Origin of the sequence: Bradyrhizobium sp. BEA-2-5 (assembly GCF_032918025.1) — a bacterium.
GTDB classification, from domain to species: Bacteria; Pseudomonadota; Alphaproteobacteria; order Rhizobiales; family Xanthobacteraceae; genus Bradyrhizobium; species Bradyrhizobium pachyrhizi.
In genome coordinates, this window is the sequence record NZ_CP136629.1 from 2,831,467 (window position 1) to 2,846,626 (window position 15,160).

Annotated in this window: 10 protein-coding genes and 1 pseudogene; 5 read left to right on the plus strand and 6 right to left on the minus strand. The window is 64.7% G+C overall.

Annotated elements, in window-relative coordinates; translation table 11 throughout:
* Positions 1-116: 116 nt before the first annotated feature.
* The 6 genes and pseudogenes from RX327_RS13150 to RX327_RS13175 form a co-directional block, all read right to left on the minus strand.
* On the minus strand, positions 117-1,922 hold the full coding sequence (locus RX327_RS13150) for a gamma-glutamyltransferase family protein (protein WP_317250496.1): 1,806 nt from the start codon (positions 1,920-1,922) through the stop codon (positions 117-119).
* A 112-nt stretch (positions 1,923-2,034) separates the two neighbouring features.
* Positions 2,035-3,023, minus strand: a pseudogene (locus tag RX327_RS13155) (ABC transporter ATP-binding protein).
* Positions 3,020-4,003, minus strand: a complete 984-nt coding sequence (locus tag RX327_RS13160) for an ABC transporter ATP-binding protein (protein ID WP_317250497.1) — start codon at positions 4,001-4,003, stop codon at positions 3,020-3,022. The pseudogene RX327_RS13155 and the gene RX327_RS13160 overlap by 4 nt, the downstream one beginning before the upstream one ends.
* Positions 4,000-4,959, minus strand: coding sequence for an ABC transporter permease (locus RX327_RS13165; protein ID WP_317250498.1), 960 nt, complete (start codon positions 4,957-4,959; stop codon positions 4,000-4,002). Before RX327_RS13165 ends, RX327_RS13160 begins: the two co-directional genes overlap by 4 nt.
* Before the next feature lie 11 nt (positions 4,960-4,970).
* Complete coding sequence (locus RX327_RS13170; RefSeq protein ID WP_317250499.1) at positions 4,971-5,951, minus strand: ABC transporter permease; 981 nt, start codon at positions 5,949-5,951, stop codon at positions 4,971-4,973.
* Between the two features lie 103 nt (positions 5,952-6,054).
* A complete protein-coding gene (locus RX327_RS13175; RefSeq protein ID WP_317250500.1) occupies positions 6,055-7,653 on the minus strand; it encodes an ABC transporter substrate-binding protein in 1,599 nt (532 codons plus the stop codon).
* Between the two features lie 399 nt (positions 7,654-8,052).
* Here RX327_RS13175 and RX327_RS13180 point away from each other — a divergent pair, with 399 nt between their 5' ends.
* From RX327_RS13180 to RX327_RS13200, 5 genes are all read left to right on the plus strand, one after another.
* Complete coding sequence (locus tag RX327_RS13180) at positions 8,053-8,301, plus strand: DUF6489 family protein (RefSeq protein WP_317250501.1); 249 nt, start codon at positions 8,053-8,055, stop codon at positions 8,299-8,301.
* A gap of 8 nt (positions 8,302-8,309) precedes the next feature.
* The gene (locus tag RX327_RS13185; protein ID WP_317250502.1) at positions 8,310-9,101 is read left to right on the plus strand and encodes an alpha/beta hydrolase; all 792 of its coding nucleotides are present in this window, start codon (positions 8,310-8,312) and stop codon (positions 9,099-9,101) included.
* A gap of 59 nt (positions 9,102-9,160) precedes the next feature.
* Positions 9,161-10,711, plus strand: coding sequence for a wax ester/triacylglycerol synthase family O-acyltransferase (locus RX327_RS13190; RefSeq protein ID WP_317250503.1), 1,551 nt, complete (start codon positions 9,161-9,163; stop codon positions 10,709-10,711).
* A 12-nt stretch (positions 10,712-10,723) separates the two neighbouring features.
* Positions 10,724-11,719: an alpha/beta hydrolase gene (locus RX327_RS13195; protein WP_317250504.1), complete on the plus strand. Its 996-nt coding sequence runs from the start codon at positions 10,724-10,726 to the stop codon at positions 11,717-11,719.
* Between the two features lie 135 nt (positions 11,720-11,854).
* Complete coding sequence (locus RX327_RS13200) at positions 11,855-15,088, plus strand: bifunctional cytochrome P450/NADPH--P450 reductase (RefSeq protein WP_317251253.1); 3,234 nt, start codon at positions 11,855-11,857, stop codon at positions 15,086-15,088.
* Positions 15,089-15,160 lie beyond the last annotated feature (72 nt).

Consider the following 15,160-nt stretch of genomic DNA (forward strand, 5'->3'; position numbering starts at 1 on the left):
ACCCGGATCGCATCTTCGATGCGATCCGACCTCTCCCCGCAAGCGGGGCGAGGTGGAGTTTGGGGCTCGCTCCGCGATCCGACCGGACGTCATCATGCTGTGGCGATCACCTTGTGTCAGCGTCCTGCGGCGTAGCCCTGCATGCCGCGGGGATTGGCGGCGGCGCGGCGGCGCACGCCGACGCGCGAGGCCGCGGTGAGGCGGCCTTCCGACCAATCGGGACCGATCTCAACCACATGGCCGCGGCGTTTCAATTCGTCGATGGTCGATTTCGGCACGCGATTCTCCAGCACCAGCACGCCGGGGCGCGCGGTGCGCGGCCAGAACGAGATCGGGAAATGCTCGGAGTGCCAGGCCGGCGCGTCGATCGCCTCCTGGAGATTCAGGTTGCAATGAACGTGGCGCAGGAAGAACTGCGTGATCCACTGGTCCTGCTGGTCGCCGCCGGGCGAGCCCCAGGCGAGGTATGGCTCGCCATCGCGCAATGCCATGGTCGGCGACAGCGTCGTGCGTGGCCGCTTGCCCGGCGCAAGCGCAGCGGGATGGTCTTCCTCCAACCAGAACATCTGGGCGCGGCTGCCGAGGCAGAAGCCGAGCTCCGGAATGATGGGCGAGGATTGCAGCCATCCGCCCGATGGCGTCGAGGACACCATGTTGCCGGCCTTGTCGATGATGTCGAAATGCACGGTGTCGCCGCGCACCTCGCCGAAGCGCCCCACCGTCGGCTCGCCGGCGCCCATGGCGCCGACCGCTTCGCGATGCCCTTCGGCGTGTCGCAACTTCACGACGCCGCCGAAGCCCTCGAGCGAGCCGGGGCGGAAGTCGAGCGAAGCCTTGTCTTTCGAGATCAGCTTGCGCCGTTCGTTGTTATAGGCATCGGACAGCAGCGTCTCGATCGGGATGTCGGTGAATTTCGGGTCGCCGTAGAACGTCTCGCGATCGGCGTAGGCGAGCTTGGCGGCTTCGATCTGCAGATGGATGAAGTCGGGGCCTGCGGGATCGAGCCCGTCGAGCGCAAAGCCCTTGAGCAGCGCGAGCTGCTGGAGCGTGACGGGGCCCTGGCTCCAGACGCCGGCCTTGCAGACGGTGTAGCGCCCATAGTCGTAGGTGAGCGGCGCCTCGACCGTCGGCTGCCAGCGCGCCATGTCGTCGGCCGAGAGCACGCCGCGATGAGGCGAGCCGCTGACGTCCATCACCTCCTGCGTCCGGCAGAATCTGTCGATGGCCTCCGCGACGAAGCCTTGCGACCAGGCTTTGCGCGCGCGCTCGATCTCCGCCACGCGATCGCCGCCGGCGCTCTCTGCCTCATCGAGGATGCGTGTGTAAGTTTCCGCGAGCTTCTTGTTGGTGAAGATGGTGCCGGGCTTCGGCACCTCGCCGTTGGGCAGATAGACGTCGGCCGATGTAGTCCAGTATTTCCGGAACAGCTGCTCGACGGTCTGGATCGTGGCGCAGGCGCGTTCGACCAGCGGATAGCCGTCGCGGGCGTAGGAGATCGCGGGCTCCAGCACGTCGCGCACGCGCATCGTGCCGTAGTCTCGCAGCAGCATCATCCAGGATTCGAAAGTGCCGGGAACGCAGGCCGCGAGCAGGCCGGTGCCGGGCACCATGTCGAGGCCTTCGCTTCTGTAATGTGCGATGGTGGCGCGCGCGGGTGCCGGGCCCTGACCGCAGATCACCTCGGTGCGGCCGCGCTTCACGTCGTGGACGATGATGGGTACGTCGCCGCCGGGACCGTTCAGATGCGGTTCGACCACCTGGAGCGTGAAGGCGGTGGCGACGCCGGCATCGAAGGCATTCCCGCCCTTTTCCAGGATGGCCATGCCGACGGCCGTCGCGATCCAGTGCGTGGTCGCGACGACGCCGAACGTGCCTTCGATCTCGGGCCTGGTTGTGAACGGATCGGGGTTGATGTTGCTCATGGCGATTGACCGTTCGTCGGTTTGTTGTTGGGCCTCTTTGGCGGGCGCACTTGATCACAGGCCGGCTGGTATGCCAACCGCTTGGTGGACATGGCCGCTCCCATCCGCGTGATCATGCCGGAACGGCGGCGGGAGTGTTGACGGCGTGGCAGGCGACGCCGTCGATCAGTTCCGGGGTCTCCTTGCGGCAGAGATCGAACGCGAGCGGGCAGCGCGGATTGAAGGCGCAGCCTGGGGGCGGATTGATCGGGTTCGGGATCTCGCCCTTGACCGGAATGCGCTGGCGGCCGGACATCGCAAGGTCCGGAACCGCGCCGAGCAGCATCTTCGTGTAGGGCATCCGCGGGTTCTCAAACAATTCTCTGCCTTCCGCGATCTCGACGATGCGGCCGAGATACATCACGCCGACGCGGCTCGCCATGTGGCGGACCACGGCGAGATTGTGGCTGATGAACATGTAGGTCAGGCCGAACTTGTCCTGGAGGTCGCGCATCAGGTTCAGGATCTGCGCCTGCACCGAGACGTCGAGCGCCGAGGTCGGCTCGTCGCAGACGATGAACTCGGCATCGGAGGCGAGCGCGCGCGCAATCGCAATGCGCTGGCGCTGGCCACCGGAAAACTCATGCGGAAACTTCAGCCGGTCGTCGGGATGCAGGCCGACGAGGCTGAGCAATTCGCCGACGCGGGCCTGGATGTCACGTTCGCCCTGGATCAGGTCGAAGGCGCGGATCGGCTCGGAGATGATGGCATCCACGCGGAAGCGCGGGTTCAGGCTTGCATAGGGATCCTGGAAGATCATCTGAATGCGGCGACGCAGCGGCGCGCCTGGCCCTGCCGCGGATCGGTCATCGAGACGCCGTCGATCAGGACATCGCCGGAACTTGGCGGCAGGAGGCCGACGACCATCCGCGCCACCGTGGTCTTGCCGGAGCCGGATTCTCCGACCAGAGCAAACGTCTCGCCGCGCTTGATGTCGAAAGAGACGCCGTCGACGGCTTTCAGGAATTCGAGATGGCCGCCCTCGATCACGCGGTTGAGCCACGGTTTGGAGACGTCGAAGACGCGGCGCAGGTTCCTGACCTCGATCAACGTCCCGCTCATGCCGCCGTCTCCTTCGCCGGCTCAAACAGGTGGCAGGCGACGGATTGCGTGCCCTGCCGGATCGGCTCGGGGCGTTCGACGTGGCAGCGATCGAAGGCGAAGGCGCAGCGCGGATTGAACGAGCAACCACGCGGGATCGCCGACAGCCGCGGCATGGAGCCGGGAATCTGCACGAGGCGCTTGTCCTCGCCCGCAAGCGTCGGGATCGCGCCCATCAGGCCCTTGGCGTAGGGATGCAGCGGGTTCCTCACGACATCCTGCACCGGGCCGATCTCCGCGATGCGGCCGGCATACATCACCGCGACGCGGTCCGAGGTCTCCGCGATCACGCCCATGTCGTGGGTCACCAGCATGACCGCTGTGCCGTGGTCGCGCCCGAGCCGCTTGATCAGCGAGATGATCTGGGCCTGCACGGAAACGTCGAGCGCGGTGGTCGGCTCGTCCGCGATGATCAGCTCCGGTTCGGCGCAGATCGCAAGCGCAATCACCACGCGCTGGCGCATGCCGCCGGAGAACTCGTGCGGATAGCCGTCGATCCGCTTTTCGGGCGCGGGAATGCCGACTTCGGCGAGCAGGTCGATAGCGCGCCTGCGCGCGGCGCTCTCGCTCAGATTGCTGTGGGTGCGAATGGTCTCGATGATCTGGTCGCCGATCCGGTAGAGCGGATTGAGGCTGGTCAGCGGATCCTGGAAGATCATGCCGATCCGCTTGCCCCTGATGCGGCGGATCTCCTCCGGCGGAAGATGGTCGATCCGCGTGCCCGAGAGTTCGATCTCGCCGCCGGCGATGCAGCCGGGCGGATCGATCAGGCCGATCACCGAGAGGCCGGTGACGGACTTGCCGGCGCCGGATTCGCCGACCACGCCCAGCACCTCGCCCTTGGCGATGTCGAACGACACGCCGTTGATGGCGCGCAAGGTCGCACGGCGGGTGACGAATTCCACCACGAGATTGCGCACGGAAAGAACAGGCTTGGTCATCGAAGCTTCGGGTTGAGCGCGTCGCGCAGCCAGTCGCCAAGCAGGTTGATGGAGAGGATCAGGGCGGCGAGCGCAAAGCCGGGGAAAGCGACGATCCACCATTCGCCGGCGAACAGGTAGTTGTTGCCGATGCGGATCAGCGTGCCGAGCGATGGCATGGTGTCGGGCAGACCGACGCCGAGGAAGGAGAGCGTCGCCTCGGTGATGATGGCGAGCGCAAGGTTGATCGTGGCGATGACCAGGATCGGGCCCATCGTGTTCGGCAGCACATGCCGCAGCATGATTTTCGGCGCAGGCAGGCCGATCAGCTGCGCGGCAGCCACGTAGTCCTTGTTCTTCTCGACCATCACGGAGCCGCGCACCGTGCGGGCATATTGCACCCAGAAACTGAGGCCGATCGCGATGATGAGGACGCCGAGCGTGCTCATCTCGTCGAGTCGGTTGCCGAGGATCGATTTCGCGATGCCGTTGACCAGCAGCGCGATCAGGATGGCGGGGAAGGTGAGTTGCACATCGGCGATCCGCATGATCACGCCGTCGACTGCGCCGCCGAAATAGCCGGCGATCAGGCCGAGCGCGATGCCGAGCGCGCCGGCAAAGATCACGCCGGCGACGCCGACGGCGAGCGAGATGCGCATGCCATAGAGAATGGCAGAGAACACATCGCGGCCCTGCTCGTCGGTGCCGAGCAGGAACGGGCTCTGGCCGTCGGCGGTCCACAGCGGCGAGATCCGCGAATTCATCAATTGCAGCTGCGCCGGATCGAACGGGTTCTGCACTGCGAGCCACGACGCGAAGATTGCGAGCAGAAAGAACAGCAGCGTGATCACGGCGGCGACCATCGTCAGCCTGGAGCGACGGAACGAATAGAAGACGTCGCTGTCGAGCGCGCGCCTGAACCAGCCGGCAGGGGCCTGGTGGTCCTGGGAGGGATGGGGGACGACGGCATCGGACATCGGTCAGCCTCTCATGCGGCGCGACCGATGGTCGAGCGCAGGCGCGGATCGACCACGGTATAGAGAATGTCGACCACCAGATTGATGGTGACGAAGATCAGCGAGACCATCAGCAGGTAGGCGGCCATGATCGGGATATCGACATTTTGCACGGCCTGGACGAACAGAAGTCCCATGCCCGGCCACTGGAACACGGTTTCGGTGATGATGGAAAATGCAATAACCGAGCCAAACTGAAGTCCGGCCACCGTGATCACCGGAATCAGCGTGTTCTTCAGCGCGTGGCCGAAATGGATGGCACGGGTGGTCAGTCCCCGGGCACGTGCGAAGCGGATATAGTCGGTCCGCAGCACTTCCAGCATCTCCGCGCGTACCAGCCGCATGATCAGGGTCATCTGGAACAGGCCGAGTGTGATCGAGGGCATGATCAGTGCCTTCAGTCCGGACAGCGTGAGCAGGCCCGTCGTCCACCAGCCGAGCTTGACCACCTCGCCGCGGCCGAACGAGGGCAACCAGCCCAATGTCACCGCGAACAGATAGATCAGGAGAATGCCGATCAGGAAAGTCGGCAGCGAGATGCCTACAAGCGAAACGGCCTGGAACAGTTTGGCCAGCACGGTGTCGCGTTTGAGCGCCGAATAGACGCCCATCAGGATGCCGAACACCATCGCGAAGAGCGTCGCGCAGATTGAAAGCTCCAGCGTCGCCGGCAGCCGCTCCGCCAGCAGCGAGGAGACCGGCAGGCGGAACTGGTAGGACACGCCGAACTTGAACTGCAGCGCATTGATGAAGTAGCGGCCGAACTGCACCAGCACCGGATCGTCGAGGCCGAGCGAGTGCCGGATTTCAGCGCGCTGCGCGGCCGAGGTGTCGATCGAGACGATCTGGTTCACCGGGTCGCCGGCGAAGCGGAACATCGCGAACGCGATCACGCCTACGGCGAGCATCACGCCGATCGCCTGCAGGAAGCGGCGAAGAGTGAAGGCCAGCATCTCTACCTTTCACTGCTTTTGACATTCGGCGCGCGGCTTTGCGCGGCCGGAAAGCGCGAGGTCCCGGAAGCCTGCGCTTCCGGGACCCAATTCGCCAAAACCACTATTCACCCTGTTTGGTCGCCCAGTAGAGCAGCACCTGGTTGTCCGCGCGCTGGGTCAAGTTGACCTTTTTCGATACGCCCCATGCCAGCGCCTGCTGGTGCAACGGAATGTAGGCCCAGTCCTTCATGCCGATTTCGTAGGCCTGCTTGATCAGCTGGTTGCGCTTGGCGGTGTCGGTCTCGACCAGCACCTTGTCGGTGATGGCGTCGAACTCCTTGTTGCAGTAGCCGCCGAGATTGGCCTCGCCCCTTGTGGCATCCTTCGGATCGTCGCGGCAGCCGAGGATGTCGTGCAGCACGTTGTGCGAGTCGGACGTCGCCGGCGTCCAGCCCAGCAGGTAGAACGAGGTCTGGTAGCCGCCCTGCTTGAGCACCTTGGCGAAGTACTGCGCCTTCGGCTGCGCCAGCAGATTGATCTTGACGCCGATGCGCGCGAGCATGCCGACGACGGCCTGGCAGATCGCTGCGTCGTTGACGTAGCGATCGTTCGGGCAGTCCATGGTGACCTCGAAACCGTTCGGATAGCCGGCGTCGGCCAGCAGCTTCTTGGCACCATCAGGATCGAGCTTCGGCCGGGTGAATTCCTTCGACAGCGGATAGAGCTCGGGTGCGATCATCAGAGCCGACGGCGTCGACAGGCCGCGCATCACGCGCGTCTTGATCAGCTCGATGTCGATGGCCTTGTAGAAGGCTTCGCGGACGCGGGCGTCCTTGAAGGGGTTCTTGCCCTTGATGTTGGAGTAGAGCAGCTCGTCGCGAGCCGTATCCATGCCGATGAAGATGGTGCGAATTTCCGGCGCGGTCATGACGGTCGCGACGCCGCTGGAATCGACGCGGGAGATGTCCTGGATCGGCACCGGCTCGATGACGTCGACTTCGCCCGAAAGCAGCGCGGCGACGCGGGTGGCGTCGGAGGCGATCGGGGTGAAGATGATTTCCTTCAAATTATGCTCGGGCTTGCGCCAATAGCCTGGAAACGCCTTGAACACCGTCTTCACGCCGGGTTGATGGCTTTCGATGATGAAGGGACCGGTGCCGTTCTCGTGCAGCGAGGCGTAGCTCGGCGTGGTCGCCGCCACCGGGGTCGGATCGACGACGTTGTTCGCCTCGGCCCACTTCTTGTCCATGATGTACCAGCTATCCCATTGCGAGATCAGGATGGGATTGGGCGAGTCCAGCGTTACGTCGACGGTGTAGTCGTCGACCTTGCTGAACTTGGCGTCGGCCGGGACGTTGCTGAGGAAGTTGGAGCCCTTGGCGCGGACGCGGTCGGCGGAGAACAGCACGTCGTCGGCGGTGAAGGGATCACCGTTGTGGAATTTCACGCCCTTGCGCAAATGGAAGCGCCAGCGGGTCGGCTCCGGCGTTTCCCAGCTTTCGGCCAGTGCCGGAATGATCTTGAGGTCCTTGTCGCGCGCGGTGAGGCCCTGATAGACGTGGGCGTGGTGCGCGATCGTCGTGGTTTCCTTCAGCGTGTAGGGATCCAGCGACTTCAGCTCGCCCTGGTTGGCATATTTCAACGTCTGGGCCGATGCCGGCAAAGCAAAGGCGACGAGTGCGGCGATAGTCGCCGCAAACAAGCTCCAACGTACCGACATGTAATCCCGCGTCCCCGTTTTTGTCCGCCGGCTGCTTTGTCCGGCTGGTATTATTGATCCATGTTGCCAGAGTTTACCGGCCGCGCAAGCGCGATTTGCCAAAGGGTTAACCCGTCCGCGCGGGTGCAGCGCAATGAACCGGATTGGAGAGTAGGCTGTTGGCGCGAACGCGTGACATTCGACTTTCGGAGTGCCGCTTGTCGGTCACGGGAATGATCACCGGCGCGCCCTGCTTATGCCGGCCGCTCCAACCAGTTTGGAGCAAGGGCTCCAAACGGTTTGGTTGACCATAACGGATGATTGAGGCCGACTGCCCCCCGGGCAGGTACGGCTCGCTTGCGCAACTCGCCCCGTCCCGGCGATACTATGGCGGGCCAAGGCGCATTTGAGGAGGCGGATATGAAAGTCAACGTCGAGATAGATTGTACGCCCCTCGAGGCTCGCCAGTTCTTCGGTCTGCCGGACGTGGCGCCGATGCAGGCGGCGGTGATGGACAAGTTGCAGCAGCAGGTTCTCAGCAACATCGAGAAGGTCTCGCCGGAGTCCCTGATCCAGAGCTGGTTCACCTTCGATCCCAAGATCGCCGAGCGGTTTCAGGACATGTTCGCCGCGATGGCCGGCTTCGGCGGCTCGAGCAAGAAGAAATAGTGACCGACATGGACAGGAGCGTTGATGGGACCGAACGCCGGTTGCGCCCGCCGAGCCTGTTCCTGATGCTGGCGGAGGCGCGCGGCGTGCTCGAACTCAATGCGAGCCTGCTGCTGTCGCCGCTCCTGATGCGCGCGCCGAGGGGCGACGGCCATCCGGTGCTGGCGCTGCCGGGCTTTCTCGCCAGCGACCTGTCGATGGTGCCGATGCGGCGCTATCTCAAGGAGCTCGGCTACGACGCCTATGCCTGGAACATGGGCCGCAATTTCGGCGGGATTTCCAGCAGGCGGGCTGCGCTGCGCGATCTGCTGAAGCGGGTCCATGAGGCGTCGGGGCGCAAGGTCTCGATCATCGGCTGGAGCCTCGGCGGCGTCTATGCGCGCGACCTGGCGTTGCAGATGCCGGAGCTGGTGCGCTCCATCATCACGCTGGGCAGCCCGTTCGCCGACGACATCCGCGCCACCAATGCGACGCGGCTCTATGAGCTGCTGTCCGGCGAAGGTGTCGACGACATCCCGGAGATCCGCACCGCGATCGCCGGCGACATGCCGGTGCCGACGACCTCGATCTATTCCCGCACCGATGGCATCGTGAACTGGCGGACCTCGCGCGTGCGGCCGTCGGCCACCGCCGAGAACATCGAGGTGCATTTGGCGAGCCACATCGGGCTCGGGGTGAACCCCGCGGCGCTATGGGCCGTGGCGGACCGCCTGGCGCAACCGGAGGGGGAATTCCGGCCATTTGACCGGGCGGGGCCGTTTGCCATTGCATACGGGCCGCCAGAACAGGCACTATCCTGACCAAACGACGAGAAGCGCCGCCCAAGGCGCCCGCGTAAGTAGGCTCTCGGGAGGAGATCATGAGCGACGGGAAGAAGCTGTCGTCGCTGGACGCGTCGTTTCTCTATCTGGAAACGCCGGAGATGCCGATGCATGTCGGCAGCATGGCGATCTTCCGCCTGCCCGACGATTATAGGGGCGACTTCTTCGAAGACTTCAAGGCAATGATCGTCTCGCGCCTGCACATGGCGCCGATCCTCAAGGCGCGGCTGGAGAAGGCGCCGCTCGATATCGATCATCCCTCCTGGGTCGAGGACGATCAGTTCGACATTGACCGTCACATCTTTCGCGCCAGCCTGCCGCAACCGCGCGACCGCGCCACGCTCGAACGCATCGTCGGCTGGATGCACGCCAAGCTCCTGAACCGCGCCCGCCCGCTCTGGGAGTTCTACGTGTTCGAGGGCATGAAGGACAATGAGGTCGGGCTCTATTCCAAGATGCATCATGCCGCGATCGACGGCGGCGCCGGCGCTGCCCTGACCAACATGATCTACGACCTGACGCCGGTGCCGCGCGAGATCGAGCCGCCGAGCGCGAAGAAGGTCGCGCAGGAGCCGCGCGACATCGCGGCCAATCTGATCGATGCCTATCAGCAACTCTGGACCCAGCCGTTCGAGGCGGCCGCCGCCGCGCAGAAGAGCCTGGAGCTGCCGCGTTCCGGCAAGAGCGACATCGGCTCGATCCTGTTCGACAACGCGATGTACCAGATCGAGAGCGCGGTGCAGTTCGCCGGCTCCATGCCGACGGTCATCAAAAGCCTGTCCGACGTCGTCGCCAAGGTCGCCGATCCGAGATCGCGCGAGAGCCTGCAGGCGATGTCGTCGCCGCCGACCATGCTCAACAAGACGATCTCGTCGGAGCGGAGCTTTGCCGGCGTGTCGATCCCGCTGTCGCGGGCGAAGGCCCTGGCCAAGCAGGCCGGCGGCAAGCTCAACGACGTGGTGCTGGCGCTCGCCTCCGGCGTGGTCCGGCGCTACCTGATCAGCCAGGGCGCGCTGCCGAACAAGTCGCTGACGGCAGGTGTGCCGATCTCGCTGCGCGAGGAAGGCAACACCGAGGCCAACAACCAGGTGTTTGGCATGATCTGCGCGATCGCGACCAACCTCGAGGATCCCAAGGCGCGGCTGGAGGCCATCATCGCGCAATCGACCAAGTCCAAGGAGATGTCGCATCCCTTGCGCGCCCTGATGCCGCAGGTCTCCAACATCTCGATGCTAGGCGCGCCGATCATGGTGCAGATCCTGGCGCTGCTCTACAGCCGCTCGAATCTTTCCGACGTGCTGCCGCCGGCCGCCAACATCACGGTGTCCAACGTGCCCGGGCCCCGGCAGACGCTCTATGCCGCGGGCGCCGAGCTGTTGCATATCTTCCCGGTGTCGATCTCGACGCACGGGCAGGCCCTCAACATCACCGTGCAGAGCTATCGCGACCAGCTCGACTTCGGTTTCATCGTCGGCGCCAACATCATTCCGCATGTGCAGGTGATGTGCGATATGTTGCCGCTCGAGTTCGATGTACTCGAGGCGGCGTTCGCTCCCCCGCCTGCGGACATCAAGGGCGCAGCCGAATAAGGATCCCTGTCGATGATTGAAATGCCACCGCTGCAGTTCGCCGAGACGAACGGCATCCGCATGGGGTTTTATGAAGCAGGCCCCAAGACCGACACGCCGCCGGTGGTGCTGTGTCACGGCTGGCCTGAGCTCGCCTTCTCCTGGCGCCACCAGATCAAGGCACTGAGCGAGGCCGGCATCCGGGTGATCGCGCCGGACCAGCGCGGCTATGGCGCGACTGACCGGCCCGAGGCGGTCGAGGAATACGACATGGAGCATTTGACCGGCGATCTCGTCGGCCTGCTCGATCACCTGAACATCGACAAGGCGATTTTCGTCGGCCACGACTGGGGCGGCTTCGTCGTCTGGCAGATGCCGCTGCGTCACCCCTCGCGCGTCGCCGGTGTCGTCGGCGTCAACACGCCGCATTGGGACCGCGCGCCGATCGACCCCATCGCGCTGTTCCGCCAGCGCTTCGGCGACCAGATGTATATCGTCCAATTCCAGGATCCCGCGCGCGAGCCGGACAGGATTTTCGGCAGCCGCGTCGAACAGACCTTCGATGCCTTCATGCGCAAGCCGCTGCCGCGGCCGGCGGACGCGCCACCCGAACAGCCGATCGCCGGCGTCGGCGCCTCGGCGCGGCTCAACCTGGCGTTTCCGCAGATGATCGCAAATTACGACGCCAAGCATGATCCGCGCACGCCGATCCTGTCGGCGGAGGAGAAGAAAGTGTTCGTCGACACGTTCACGAAAACCGGCTTCACCGGCGGCATCAACTGGTATCGCAATTTTACGCGCAATTGGGAGCGCGCGGAGGGATTGGATCATCACATCCGCGTCCCGTCGTTGATGATCATGGCCGAGAACGACGCGGTGCTGCCGCCCTCGGCGGCCGACGGCATGGAGAAGCTGATCGCCGACCTCGAGAAGTATCTCGTGAAGGACAGCGGCCATTGGACGCAGCAGGAGAAGCCGGAAGAGGTCAGCGCCAAGCTGATCGAATGGCGTAGAAGGCGGTTTGGCTGACGACGACGTCGTCATTCCGGGGCGATGCGCGGCATCGAACCCGACGCGCAATTGCGCATTGTGGAATCTCGAGATTCCGGGTCTGGTCCTTCGGACCATCCCGGAATGACTGAGGTTAGAGGGGGCAATCTCAACATGGCGTCCGGCAACAGACTGAGTCCGATTCCGCATCCGCCGACCCAGCCCGTGGTCGGCAACATGCTGTCGCTGGATTCGGCTGCGCCCGTGCAGCACCTGACACGGCTCGCCAAGGAGCTCGGTCCGATCTTCTGGCTCGATATGATGGGCTCGCCGATCGTGGTCGTCTCCGGCCACGATCTCGTCGACGAGCTCTCCGATGAGAAGCGCTTCGACAAGACGGTGCGCGGCGCGCTGCGGCGCGTGCGCGCGGTCGGCGGCGATGGCCTGTTCACGGCCGATACCAAGGAGCCGAACTGGAGCAAGGCGCACAACATCCTGCTTCAGCCGTTCGGCAACCGCGCCATGCAGTCCTATCACGGAAGCATGGTCGATATCGCCGAGCAGCTGGTCCAGAAATGGGCGCGGCTCAACGCCGACGACGAGATCGACGTCGTCCACGACATGACGGCGCTGACGCTGGACACGATCGGCCTGTGCGGCTTCGACTATCGCTTCAATTCGTTCTACCGGCGCGACTACCATCCCTTCGTCGAATCGCTGGTGCGCTCGCTCGAAACCATCATGATGACGCGCGGCCTGCCGTTCGAGCAGCTCTGGATGCAGAAGCGCCGCAGGACGCTCGCCGAAGACGTCGCCTTCATGAACAAGATGGTCGACGAGATCATCGCCGAGCGTCGCAGGATCGCGGAGGGCATCGACGACAAGAAGGACATGCTCGCCGCGATGATGACCGGCGTCGACCGTGCGAGCGGCGAGCAGCTCGACGACGTCAATATCCGCTACCAGATCAACACGTTCCTGATCGCGGGCCACGAGACCACCAGCGGCCTATTGTCCTACACCCTCTATGCGCTGCTCAAGCACCCCGACATTCTCAAGAAGGCCTATGACGAGGTCGATCGCGTCTTCGGCCCCGATGTCAATGCGAAGCCAACCTATCAGCAGGTGACGCAGCTCACCTACATCACGCAGATCCTGAAGGAGGCGCTGCGGCTGTGGCCGCCGGCGCCGGCCTACGGCATCTCGCCGCTCAGGGACGAGACCATCGGTGGCGGCAATTACAAGCTCAGAAAGGGCACCTTCACCACCATCCTGGTGACCGCGCTGCATCGCGATCCCTCTGTCTGGGGGCCGAACCCGGACGTGTTCGATCCCGAGAATTTCAGCCGCGAGGCGGAAGCGAAACGGCCGATCAATGCGTGGAAGCCGTTCGGCAACGGCCAGCGCGCCTGCATCGGCCGTGGCTTCGCCATGCACGAGGCTGCGCTCGCGCTTGGCATGATCCTCCAGCGCTTCAAGCTGATCGACCACCAGCGCTACCAGATGCACCTGAAGGAAACGCTGACGATCAAGCCGGAAGGCTTCAAGATCAAGGTGCGTCCGCGCGCCGACAAGGACCGCGGCGCGTTCGCCGGCGGCACGGGCGCGGTTGCGGCCGCGCCGAAGGCGCCTCGGCAGCCGACGACGCGGCCCGGCCATAACACGCCGATGCTGGTGCTCTACGGCTCCAATCTCGGCACGGCCGAAGAGCTGGCGACGCGCATGGCGGACCTCGCCGAGATCAACGGTTTTGCCGTGCATCTCGGGCCGCTCGACGACTATGTCGGCAAGTTGCCGCAGGAGGGCGGCGTGCTGATCATCTGCGCTTCCTATAACGGCGCACCGCCTGACAATGCGACGCAGTTCGTCAAATGGCTCGGCGGCGACCTGCCGAAGGATGCCTTTGCCAAGGTGCGTTACGCCGTGTTCGGCTGCGGCAACAGCGATTGGGCGGCGACCTATCAATCCGTGCCGCGCTTCATCGACGAGCAATTGTCGGCCCACGGTGCGCGGGCGGTCTATCCGCGCGGCGAGGGCGATGCGCGTAGCGATCTCGACGGCCAGTTTCAGAAATGGTTCCCGGCGGCGGCCGAGGTCGCGACCAAGGAGTTCGGTATCGACTGGAACTTCACCCGCACCGCCGAGGACGATCCGCTCTACGCGATCGAGCCGGTGGCGGTGACCGCCGTCAACACCATCGTCGCGCAGGGTGGCGCGGTGGCGATGAAGGTGCTCGCCAATAACGAGCTGCAGACCAAGGCAGGCGCTCATCCGTCGGAGCGTTCGACCCGGCATATCGAGGTCGAGCTGCCGGCCAGCCTGAAATATCGCGTCGGCGATCATTTGAGCGTGGTTCCGCGCAACGATCCGAGGCTGGTGGATTCGGTGGCCCGCCGCTTCGGTTTCCTGCCGGCCGACCAGATCAGATTGCAGGTCGCCGAAGGCCGTCGTGCGCAATTGCCGGTCGGCGAGGCCGTGTCGGTCGGCCGTCTGCTCAGCGAGTTCGTCGAACTCCAGCAGGTCGCGACGCGCAAGCAGATTCAGATCATGGCCGAGCACACTCGCTGCCCGGTCACCAAGCCGAAGCTGATGGCCTATGTCGGGGACGACGATGCCTCGGCCGCGCGCTATCGCGCCGACGTCTTGGCGAAGCGCAAATCGGTATTTGACCTGCTCGAATATCCCGCCTGCGAATTGCCGTTCCACGTCTATCTCGAAATGCTCTCGCTGCTGGCGCCGCGCTATTACTCGATCTCGTCATCTCCGGCCGGCGAGGCGCAGCGCTGCAGTGTCACCGTGGGCGTGGTGGAGGCGCCAGCAAGTTCCGGGCGCGGCATCTACAAGGGCGTCTGCTCGAACTACCTGGCGCGCCGCCGCGCCGGCGACACCGTCCACGCCACCATCAAGGAGACCAAGGCCGGCTTCCGGCTGCCCGATGATCCTGCCGTGCCGATCATCATGATCGGACCGGGTACGGGGCTCGCGCCGTTCCGTGGCTTCCTCCAGGAGCGCGCCGCGCGCAAGGCGAGTGGAGCCGTCCTCGGGCCGGCCATGCTGTTCTTCGGCTGCCGCCATCCCGATCAGGATTTCCTCTATGCCGACGAGCTGAAGGCGTTCGCCGCCGACGGCGTGAATGAACTCCACACCGCCTTCTCGCGCGCCGACGGTCCGAAGACCTATGTGCAGCACCTCGTCGCCGCGCAGAAGGACCGGGTGTGGGAGCTGATCGAGCAGGGCGCGATCATCTATGTCTGCGGCGACGGCGGCAGGATGGAGCCCGATGTGAAGGCGACCCTGATGTCGATCTACCGCGAGCGCACCGGTGTCGACACTGACGCCGCCGCGCGCTGGATCGAGGAAATGGGCACCAGGAACCGCTACGTGCTCGACGTCTGGGCAGGTGGCTAGCCCGTGCCTTCGCAGCCCGGATGGAGCGAAGCGTAATCCGGGACAGCGTCAGATGCGGACCGGCCGGCTCCC